Source organism: Candidatus Hydrogenedentota bacterium, assembly GCA_016791475.1.
Classification (GTDB): domain Bacteria; phylum Hydrogenedentota; class Hydrogenedentia; order Hydrogenedentales; family JAEUWI01; genus JAEUWI01.
This window is the reverse complement of the sequence record JAEUWI010000308.1, coordinates 1-615: the sequence shown is the minus strand read 5'-3', so window position 1 is coordinate 615 and position 615 is coordinate 1. Positions and strand designations below refer to the sequence as shown.

2 protein-coding genes are annotated in these 615 nt (G+C 72.0%); both read left to right on the top strand.

Annotated features, from left to right (window positions below; all coding sequences use genetic code 11):
- Positions 1–364 (top strand): hypothetical protein (locus JNK74_29370; GenBank protein MBL7650285.1); only part of this gene is annotated, 364 nt, incomplete at its 5' end.
- A partial coding sequence (locus JNK74_29365; GenBank protein MBL7650284.1) for a type III pantothenate kinase occupies positions 364–615 on the top strand: 252 nt, incomplete at its 3' end. The genes JNK74_29370 and JNK74_29365, both read left to right, overlap by 1 nt.

Below are 615 nucleotides of genomic sequence, written 5' to 3'. Positions count from 1 at the left end.
GGAGGTGACGCCCCATGCGCGGCTCGAGGTGCAGCAGGCCGCGCACCCCGTGTCGGCGCAGCAGGCCGGCGCCCTGCGCAGCACCGCGCTGCAGCTGGGCCGCAGCGTGAAGGCCGGCGAAGTGCTGGCCGAGCTGGACGACCGCGCCGCGCGCGCCCGCCTGGCCGCAGAGGTGCAGGTGCGCGATGCGCAGTCGCGGTCGCGTCTCGACGCCCTGCAAGGCCAACTGGCGGCACTGGACGGCGAGGCCGCCACGCTGAGCGGAACCTGCGCTGGTGTGGACGAGGATGGCGCCCTGCTGCTGCGGACGCCCGATGGGTTGCGCCGCGTCCTGTCGGGTGAAGTGTCCCTGAGGCTTGCCTGATGGATCTGCTTCTCGACGTAGGCAACACCCGCCTCAAGTGGGGCCTGCATGACGGCAAGGGGTGGTGCGGCCAGGGGGCCGTGCTCCTGAGCGCCCTGGATGGCTTCGCCGACGTACTCGCCGGCCTGGGGCCGGTGGACCGCATGCTCGGTGCCAATGTGGCTGGCGCCACTATTGGCGGGCGACTCGGGGCCTTCCTCAAGCAGGCCGGTCTGACAGCCGAGTGGATACGCCCCCTGGACGAAGGCTAT